Here is an 8,228-nt window from a genome sequence, read left to right on the forward strand (position 1 = left end):
AAATAAATTATGACAACACAAGAATTTTTTGGAAAAGAAGAGTTTACGATTAACAATAAAACAGTTTCGGAAAGCTGCCCTTCAAATATTGCCTTAATTAAATATTGGGGGAAATATGACAATCAGATTCCGGCCAACCCAAGCATCAGCTATACTTTAAACCATTGCAAAACCAATACTTCAATAGAATTCCTTGCAGACGAGCCATTTTCGGTACAGACGTTTCTGGCAGGGAATGAAGAAGTGAAATTTGCAGAAAAAATTGAAAAATATTTTAAAAATATAGAACAATATCTTCCTTGGATTTTAAAGGGAAAATACATCATCAGGACTGAAAATACATTTCCTCACAGCTCAGGCATTGCCAGCTCGGCGTCTGGTTTTGGAGCAATTGCAAAATGCCTGATGAAGCTTGATGAGGTTTTTACCGGAAAGGTTTTGGAAGAGAAGGCTCTAAGAAAAGCTTCTTTTTTAGCTAGATTGGGAAGCGGAAGTGCATGCAGAAGTCTTTATAACGGCCTTGTAGTTTGGGGCGAATCTCAGGTGAAAGGAAGTTCAGACCTTTTTGCGGTACAATATCCTGATAATGAAATTCATGAAATTTTTAAAGATTTTAATGATTGGGTTTTATTGATTCATGAAGGTCAGAAAAGTGTTTCTTCAACAGTTGGGCATGGCCTGATGAATACCAATCCTTATGCAGAAAGAAGATTTCAGGAAGCCAGGGAAAATTTTGAACCAATGAAAGAAATTCTCAAAAGTGGTGATATGCAGCGTTTCATCAAATTGGTTGAACATGAAGCGTTGACTTTGCACGCCATGATGATGATGAGCGATCCTGCTTTCATCCTGATGAAAACAGGAACTTTGGAAGTTATCAATAAAATTTGGGATTTCAGAAGAGAAACTGGCTTGCCTTTATTCTTTACTTTGGATGCGGGAGCAAACGTTCATATTTTATTCCCAAATGACGGTTCTGAAGAAAAAATTAAATATTTTATTAATGTTGAATTATTACAACACACTCAAAATAATGGAGCGGTAAAGGATGTGATGAAATTTTAAATTCTTAGCCCCAGATTCCCACGGAATGACAAGAATATGTTGATTTTGAAGTATAAATTTGTAAGCTCTGTATAAAAACAAAAAGAATTTTCCCTATTTTTAATCACTATTTCAATCGAAATTATTATGAATAAAATGCTTGCTGCCACTTTATTTTTCGGAAGCTTTTGCTTTTCACAGCTGACTCAGAATCAGGAAATTGAGAAACCAATTCGTAATTTATTTATAGCGTTGAAAAATGCAGATTCAGAACTGTTAAAGTCGACCTTTTCGGATACTGCAATTCTTCAGACAATCACAAAAGACGACGTAAAAAATGAAGATATAAAAGATTTTATTGCTTCTATTTCAAAATATTCAAAGGGTGATCTTGATGAACGCATTGTAATTGAAGCTATTCATTCAGATGACAATCTGGCGAGTGTTTTTACCCCGTATTTTTTTTATTTTAAAGGAAAATTTTCACATTGCGGAGCAAACAGTTTCCAATTGGTAAAACAAAACGGGGAATGGAAAATTCAATATTTAATTGATACGAGACGAAAAGATAATTGTAAGGAAATTAAATAAAAATTAAATGAAAATCCATCATATCGCCATCATCGGCTCAAACTACGAAGTTTCAAAAAAATTCTATACGGAAGTTTTAGGTTTAAACATCATTCGTGAAGTTTATCGTGAAGAAAGAGAATCCTACAAACTTGATCTTGCAATAGGAGATCATTATGTGATTGAATTATTTTCTTTTCCGAATCCACCGGAAAGACCTTCCCGGCCTGAAGCTTGTGGTTTAAGGCATTTGGCTTTTTCGGTTGAAAATATTAATGAAAAACGTGAAGAATTAATTCTAAAAGGTTTAAACTGTGAAGAAATAAGAACAGATGAATTCACAGGAAAAGAATTTTTCTTCATCCAGGATCCGGATCAGTTGCCGTTGGAATTTTATGAAATGTAAACTAATGTGCGTACCCCGTAAAAAAGCTTATCGCCATAATCGCCAGCACAATTGAGGAAATTACAACGTAGATATAATCTTTTTCTTTTAAATAACCAATAAGAGCGAAAATAATTCTCATTAGAGGTGTAAATACAAGCAGGAGAATACCCAATTGGATTATGGCCATTCCTTCGCCCTTGCAAAGTGAGTTCCAGAAATGCCCCCAGACTTTTTCTGAAGATGAGCCCATATCGAGAGAGGCGTATTTTTTAGGCATTTTAAAGCCTTCACTGAAAAGCTTTACAAAGCCGGCCAAAGAAGTAACTACAGATAAAATAACCCCCAGCCTGAGCAGATTTCCTACGGAACGGTTCAGATCAACATCTGTGAAATTCTTTTTCATTACCTGAAACTTTTATTGATACCGTTATACATCATATATACAGACAGAATAGTAATTACAATCGCAAAGAATGTTTTTAATTTTTTTGTCTTTGAAACCATCAGCGTTTTAGAGCCAATGAAGCTTCCTACCACAACCCCGATCAAAACAGGCGCTGCTATTACCGGAATGATTTCGCCCCGCTGGAAATATATTAATGCACTGGCTACCGCAGTCACCCCGATCATAAAATTACTCGTTGTAGTAGAAACTTTAAAGGGTAGCTTCATCATATTATCCATTGCCAAAACTTTTAACGCTCCCGAACCGATCCCTAAAAGACCAGACATGGCACCTGCGAACATCATCATCAAAAAGCCCGGAATCGTATTTCTTGCGGAATATGTTTTTATAACACCTTTATCCGGAAAAGTTCCGTATAGTTTTAATTTTTCCTCTAAACTTCCCTGAATGATAGGCTCCTGATGATCAGGCTTACCTTTTAAGTTTAATATTACCGTTAAAAGAAGAATACTTGCGAAAATAATTCCGATTGTGTTTGGGTTAAGCATTCCCGAAACCAAAGCCCCGATAATGGCCCCTGATGTGGTAGCAATCTCCAAAAACATACCGACTCTCATATTTGTAAAACCTTCTTTAACGAAAGCCACTGCTGCACCGGAAGAAGTTCCGATCACAGAAATAAGTGAAGCACCAATGGCATAGTGCATAGGAACGCCGAAACCCAGCGTTAATAAAGGGATAATGATGACTCCTCCTCCTAAACCGGTAAGTGAACCCAAAAGTCCTGCCGAAATTGCTCCAAGGAAGAGAATAATGATTTCTGACATGCTACAAATATAAAACTATTGTGGTAGTCTGCCAAACGTTTGAAAAAGATAAATTTAATGTATTTTTGCATAAATAAAATTGGAAATGAAATTATTTTATATCATCCTCGGAGCCACGCCTAAAGGCAGGAATATAGAACAGCATGATGTCTTTTTCGGGATTGCGGAAAGTCTTAAAGACCTTGTCCCCGATATGAAAGAATTCTGGAAAGAAGCGGACGGGAAAATCCACATAGACTGTTATCAGGAAGTAAAATTTGCTGACGGATATGAGGTGAAAATTGTTGAAAAAGGACAGAAAACTTCAGAAGAGCAGCTGTATTTTATTAATCTTGGAGGTTATAAAAAAGGATTTTTCGAAGAGTTTCACGAGCAGCACCTGATGGTAGGGACTTCTATGGGTGAAATTGTAAAGAAAGCAAAAGCGACTGATTTTTACCAAACCATGGGCTTTGAAGATGCAGTAAGTCATATTGATGATAAGCATGGAGTTGATATTGATGATATTTTTAATGTCAATGATATTCTTCCTGAAAAAATGAAAGAAAAATATTCGGTTTCATTAATAAAGTCCAATACTGAAAATCAGGAAAACCCGATGGGACTCGGATATTTGAAAATTGATAAAATATAATAAAATTTAAAAGCTCTTTGCTGAGTGAAACGCCTTTGCGATCTTTAAAATATTTTAAATAAACCTTTGCAAACTTTACGTTTTAAAAAATTTATTAAAAATTAAATCTAATAGAAAAAATAAAAGTAAAAAATGAAAATAGGAATTTTAGGAGGCGGACAGCTGGGAAGAATGCTGATTCAGGAAGCATTGAAATACGATGACGAATTTTATACACTTGATCCAGCTTCTGATGCCCCTTGCCACAATATTTCATACTTTACCCAGGGGAGCTTCAATGATTATGAAACGGTTCTTGATTTCGGTAAAGATAAAGATGTGGTAACCATTGAGATCGAGCACGTCAACGCTGACGCTTTGGCCGAACTGGAAAATCAGGGTATAAAAGTGGTTCCGAATTCTAAAATTATTAAGACTATTCAACAAAAAATACTTCAAAAAGAATTTTATAAAGCTCATGATATTCCAAGCCCTGAATTTGAAATCATGGACGGAAGTTCTGACGAAATTAAAATGCCGTTGCCTTTCGTGCAAAAAATGAATACGGGCGGGTACGACGGAAAAGGTGTTCAGGTGATCCGCACGGCTGAGGACATGAAAAATCTGTGGATACAGGATTCGGTGATCGAAAAATTGGTTGACATTGATAAAGAACTTTCTGTAATTGTGGCAAGAAACGAAAACGGAGAAACTAAAACTTTCCCTGTCACGGAAATGGTTGCAGACCCTAAACTGAACTTATTGGATTTTAATATCTGTCCTGTTCTATTGGATGAGCTTATTGAAAACCAAATCGAGCTGATCACAGAAAAATTTTTAAATGCTATCAATTCTCCGGGACTTTTTGCCATCGAATTATTTTTGGATAAAGAAGGTAAAGTCTGGGTTAATGAAACGGCTCCCAGATTGCATAATTCCGGGCACCAGAGCCAGGAAGGAAATGCCAATTCTCAGTTTGAGCAGATGTATCGTGTGGTGAAAAACCTGCCTTTGGCGGATACGGATGCCATTATTTACAGCGGAATGCTGAACCTGGTTGGTGCAGAAGGCCATGCCGGAAAAGTGATTTATGAAGGGATGGAAGATGTTCTGAGAATGCCGGAAACTTACATTCATCTGTATGGGAAGACGGAAACGAAGCCGGGAAGGAAAATGGGGCACATCAACGTATTGGCGGAATCCAGAGAGGAATTGATGGAAAAGCTTGTGAAGGTGAAAGGAATGGTAAGAGTGATTGCTGGGTAATTAATTTAAGATACTTAAAAGACTGCTTTGAGGGCAGTCTTTTTTTGTTTTAATTTTGTTCTAAAATTCTTCCAAGTTGGTCATAATCACTATCTGATCCGAAGTTATCTATATTTGCATTGGTTCCTATAATTCGATATTGATGACATTCAAAACATATTTTTACTATCCCAACAACTTTTCGACGTTTTTTGAAAATTAAAATATCTCTGAATACGGGAATACAGGCAGCTGTATAGCCAGTACTTTCTGTTTTTTCAATGAATACTTTGTCCATTTGTTTAAATTTGGAAGTATCAATTTCCTTTTTTGAATAACCTATTTTATTCATGTAGTTTAGAAATTCGAGGTCATTGATATTTGTAGGAGTTTCATCAATAATAAGTTTATATTTTAACATATCAATCTTAGATTTTTCCTTATTACTGTCTAATTCTGTAATCTGATTTTCCTTAAAATCTATTTGATAATAATCTATTTGGTCATAGTCAAAAAAACTTTTCCCATATTTTATTTCGGGTATTTTTTCTAATTCAGTTTTTATATTCTCATTAACATTTTGTTTTTTACAGTTTATTAAGACAAGTAAAATTAAAAGCCAAAAGTTCTTCATTAATTTTTTTAAGGATTATTAATTCTCTGTTTTTTAAACATCTCCTTATTATAATTAATCACAAAAACTCCAAATATAATAAGAACAGCAGCAGTTATAAATTTAGCAGAAATTTCTTCATTTAAAATTAACCAGCTTAGGAAAATGGAAATAATTGTATTCACATAAGCCAGAATAGAAACCTGAACCGGGGAAACTTTCGTCAAAGCATAATGATAGGCAAAAAATGCAGCCACAGAACCGAAAATTGCTAGATAAAGCATTGCCGCAACACTTTTGAAAGACCAATTCTCAAAATTATAATTATCTGAGAACAAAAAAGCAAAAATAATTTGCAAACTTCCGGCAAAAATAAACTGATAAAAAAGATTGAGTGATATATTGTAATTTTGAACACTCAATTTTTTTGTGAAAATAGTTCCTGTTGCCCATCCCGCAATGGCTATGAATAAAAATAATATTCCCACAGCATAATCCGGATTTCTAAGATCATGAATACCATCCCAAAAAATAAACAGAATCCCGCTGAAACACATCGAAATTCCAATTAAAGCCCGGATGGTGAATTTTTGTATGCCGACAGCCACACTAAGCAAAAAAATAAGAATCGGTGAACAGGCACTTATTAAGGAGGTCAGGCTGCTGGTAACCGTTTCTTCCGCGACAGTGGTCATTCCGTTGGCTACTACCAGCATTAGGAATGATAGTAGAAACTGGTGAGATAAATTCTTCCACCCGATCCATTGAAACTGCTTTCTGTATAGAAGGATTATAAGCATGATAATACCCGCCATAAATTGCCTGATGCCTGCAACAAACCAAGCAGGAATAGTCTCTACCGCAATACGGATGGATAAAAACGTTGTTCCCCAAACGATGGCAACAGTGAAGATGGCTAGGCTAAGTTTATAATTTTTCAAAATTTAAAATATGATTGACAAAAATATTCAGTTTACAACAAACCCGATGGATACAGTTTTCGGAGTTCTTAAGGTAACAGAACAACTTTTGCGCCTTTTTGGTTTTCACTTTATTAATTTTTATCTTTGAGCATCTAATATATAGAAGAATGGTAGGAATTATTATGGGAAGTCAGAGTGACTTGCCAATCATGGAACAAGCCGCAACTTTTTTAAAATCTTTAGACATTCCGTATGAGCTGACGGTAGTTTCGGCGCACAGAACTCCGGAAAGAATGTTTGATTACGCAAAAACAGCACACGAAAGGGGCTTGAAGGTAATCGTTGCCGGGGCAGGGGGTGCAGCGCATCTTCCTGGGATGGTAGCGAGCTGTACAACCTTACCTGTGATTGGAGTTCCTATTTTGTCCAGTAATTCTATAGACGGTTGGGATTCTGTCCTTTCCATTCTCCAGATGCCGGGTGGCATTCCCGTGGCTACAGTAGCTCTTAATGGAGCTTTAAATGCAGGGATTTTAGCTGCAAAAATCATTGGAAGTGGTAATCCCCAGGTTGCGGAACAGCTCCAGAAATATCAGGATTCTTTAAAAGATAAGGTCTTGGGAACGGTGGATGATATTAAAGCAAATCACCCGAACCATTATGATAAATAGAAGAACGCTCCAATGTTGGAGCGTTTATTTTTTGTCTATTGTGAAGTTAAATAATTCTTTAATATCGATTTCTAACGCTTTTGATATTTCATAAGTAATGCCTATTGATGTATTTATTAGTCCTCTTTCAATTCTGCTTATTTGTGAGTATTCAATATTGGTGATATCTGCAAGAGTTTGCATGCTCATGTCTTTAGACTCTCTAAGTTTTCTTAGATTTTTCCCGAATGATATTATAAACTCTTTGTCAATGCTTGTTCTCACAAGACAAAGGTTAAGATTATACAAAAAAAACATTATGGCATTTTTGCCATAATTGAAATTTTATTTATATTTGCAAAACATCACCTCGGGGTGATAAAAATTTTATATATTTACAAACTTAAAAAACAAAATGATGACTATGAGGAAAAAATATTTCCTGTGGCTGTCTTCTATGGCAGTTTTTCTCAGCCTACTGCTGAATTCATGTGTACACGATGAGATTTACTCGTCTTCTGATCCTGCTTCTAAGGAATATACCAACAAAAGTCTTTGGAAAGAGGATGAAACTTACATTAAGAATGTAATGAAGATTTATCTCGAAAACGAATCTAAAATCAAGAAAATTTCTGGAAATCCGGTGTGGGATTATGCGACTACGGTCAATAATTTTGATGAAAGCTTTTTGATGGTTCCTGTTGTGGAAGGGAAAACAGTGGTCTCGGTAATTAAAGTTCCGAGGCATGGAAACAAAGTATATTTTTATTATACCGCTTCCGCTGAAGATTTAGCTTTTTTCCAAGGATTGGTTTTTGCAGCAAAAAAAAGAGCTTTACATTTTGAAACGTCAACGACCGCTCTTGGAAAAAATGGCGATTGCTTTTTTTAATATATCACGCTCAAGCTCTGCATCTCTAAGTCTTTTCTCTAATTCATGAATTTTTTC

The 8,228-nt window shown here is 35.5% G+C and carries 12 protein-coding genes; 7 read left to right on the forward strand and 5 right to left on the reverse strand.

Annotated elements, in window-relative coordinates; all coding sequences use genetic code 11:
• Positions 1-9: 9 nt before the first annotated feature.
• The 3 genes from BW926_RS09960 (at position 10) to BW926_RS09970 (ending at position 2,020) form a co-directional block, all read left to right on the forward strand.
• Positions 10-1,065: a diphosphomevalonate decarboxylase gene (locus tag BW926_RS09960; protein WP_076446708.1), complete on the forward strand. Its 1,056-nt coding sequence runs from the start codon at positions 10-12 to the stop codon at positions 1,063-1,065.
• Between the two features lie 126 nt (positions 1,066-1,191).
• A complete protein-coding gene (locus BW926_RS09965; RefSeq protein WP_076446710.1) occupies positions 1,192-1,635 on the forward strand; it encodes a nuclear transport factor 2 family protein in 444 nt (147 codons plus the stop codon).
• Positions 1,636-1,642: 7 nt separating this feature from the next.
• Positions 1,643-2,020: an SMU1112c/YaeR family gloxylase I-like metalloprotein gene (locus BW926_RS09970; RefSeq protein ID WP_076446712.1), complete on the forward strand. Its 378-nt coding sequence runs from the start codon at positions 1,643-1,645 to the stop codon at positions 2,018-2,020.
• A gap of 1 nt (position 2,021) precedes the next feature.
• Here BW926_RS09970 and BW926_RS09975 read toward each other — a convergent pair whose 3' ends face one another.
• Both BW926_RS09975 and BW926_RS09980 read right to left on the reverse strand, forming a co-directional pair.
• Complete coding sequence (locus tag BW926_RS09975; protein WP_076446714.1) at positions 2,022-2,405, reverse strand: DUF1634 domain-containing protein; 384 nt, start codon at positions 2,403-2,405, stop codon at positions 2,022-2,024.
• Positions 2,405-3,235 (reverse strand): sulfite exporter TauE/SafE family protein, encoded by an 831-nt coding sequence (locus BW926_RS09980; protein WP_076446716.1) that lies wholly within the window; start codon positions 3,233-3,235, stop codon positions 2,405-2,407. Before BW926_RS09980 ends, BW926_RS09975 begins: the two co-directional genes overlap by 1 nt.
• Positions 3,236-3,320: 85 nt before the next feature.
• Between BW926_RS09980 and BW926_RS09985 the strand changes: the two genes are divergently transcribed.
• Positions 3,321-3,869 (forward strand): DUF1543 domain-containing protein, encoded by a 549-nt coding sequence (locus tag BW926_RS09985; protein WP_076446718.1) that lies wholly within the window; start codon positions 3,321-3,323, stop codon positions 3,867-3,869.
• A 132-nt stretch (positions 3,870-4,001) separates the two neighbouring features.
• Positions 4,002-5,114 carry a 5-(carboxyamino)imidazole ribonucleotide synthase gene (locus BW926_RS09990; protein ID WP_076446720.1) on the forward strand — a complete coding sequence of 371 codons (1,113 nt, stop codon included), beginning with the start codon at positions 4,002-4,004 and terminating at the stop codon, positions 5,112-5,114.
• 49 nt (positions 5,115-5,163) lie between these two features.
• On the opposite strand, the gene BW926_RS09995 is transcribed toward BW926_RS09990, so the two are convergent.
• Both BW926_RS09995 and BW926_RS10000 read right to left on the reverse strand, forming a co-directional pair.
• Positions 5,164-5,727, reverse strand: a complete 564-nt coding sequence (locus tag BW926_RS09995; protein WP_076446722.1) for a hypothetical protein — start codon at positions 5,725-5,727, stop codon at positions 5,164-5,166.
• Positions 5,728-5,735: 8 nt separating this feature from the next.
• Complete coding sequence (locus BW926_RS10000) at positions 5,736-6,647, reverse strand: DMT family transporter (protein WP_076446725.1); 912 nt, start codon at positions 6,645-6,647, stop codon at positions 5,736-5,738.
• 149 nt (positions 6,648-6,796) lie between these two features.
• On the opposite strand from BW926_RS10000, the gene purE reads away from it, so the two are divergent.
• Complete coding sequence (gene purE / locus BW926_RS10005) at positions 6,797-7,300, forward strand: 5-(carboxyamino)imidazole ribonucleotide mutase (protein ID WP_076446727.1); 504 nt, start codon at positions 6,797-6,799, stop codon at positions 7,298-7,300.
• Between the two features lie 24 nt (positions 7,301-7,324).
• Here purE and BW926_RS10010 read toward each other — a convergent pair whose 3' ends face one another.
• Complete coding sequence (locus BW926_RS10010; protein ID WP_179078003.1) at positions 7,325-7,564, reverse strand: helix-turn-helix domain-containing protein; 240 nt, start codon at positions 7,562-7,564, stop codon at positions 7,325-7,327.
• 139 nt (positions 7,565-7,703) lie between these two features.
• Between BW926_RS10010 and BW926_RS10015 the strand changes: the two genes are divergently transcribed.
• Positions 7,704-8,171: a hypothetical protein gene (locus tag BW926_RS10015; protein ID WP_076446731.1), complete on the forward strand. Its 468-nt coding sequence runs from the start codon at positions 7,704-7,706 to the stop codon at positions 8,169-8,171.
• Positions 8,172-8,228: the final 57 nt, after the last annotated feature.

The organism is Chryseobacterium sp. RU37D (assembly GCF_900156075.1).
Taxonomy (GTDB): Bacteria; Bacteroidota; Bacteroidia; order Flavobacteriales; family Weeksellaceae; genus Chryseobacterium.

What these genes read in the sequence shown, in the direction of transcription:
- BW926_RS09960 (WP_076446708.1), top strand. Translation starts at nt 10, where the DNA reads ATGACAACACAAGAATTTTTTGGAAAAGAAGAGTTTACGATTAACAAT.
- BW926_RS09965 (WP_076446710.1), top strand. Translation starts at nt 1,192, where the DNA reads ATGAATAAAATGCTTGCTGCCACTTTATTTTTCGGAAGCTTTTGCTTT.
- BW926_RS09970 (WP_076446712.1), top strand. Translation starts at nt 1,643, where the DNA reads ATGAAAATCCATCATATCGCCATCATCGGCTCAAACTACGAAGTTTCA.
- BW926_RS09975 (WP_076446714.1), bottom strand. Translation starts at nt 2,405, where the DNA reads ATGAAAAAGAATTTCACAGATGTTGATCTGAACCGTTCCGTAGGAAAT.
- BW926_RS09980 (WP_076446716.1), bottom strand. Translation starts at nt 3,235, where the DNA reads ATGTCAGAAATCATTATTCTCTTCCTTGGAGCAATTTCGGCAGGACTT.
- BW926_RS09985 (WP_076446718.1), top strand. Translation starts at nt 3,321, where the DNA reads ATGAAATTATTTTATATCATCCTCGGAGCCACGCCTAAAGGCAGGAAT.
- BW926_RS09990 (WP_076446720.1), top strand. Translation starts at nt 4,002, where the DNA reads ATGAAAATAGGAATTTTAGGAGGCGGACAGCTGGGAAGAATGCTGATT.
- BW926_RS09995 (WP_076446722.1), bottom strand. Translation starts at nt 5,727, where the DNA reads ATGAAGAACTTTTGGCTTTTAATTTTACTTGTCTTAATAAACTGTAAA.
- purE (WP_076446727.1), top strand. Translation starts at nt 6,797, where the DNA reads ATGGTAGGAATTATTATGGGAAGTCAGAGTGACTTGCCAATCATGGAA.
- BW926_RS10015 (WP_076446731.1), top strand. Translation starts at nt 7,704, where the DNA reads ATGAGGAAAAAATATTTCCTGTGGCTGTCTTCTATGGCAGTTTTTCTC.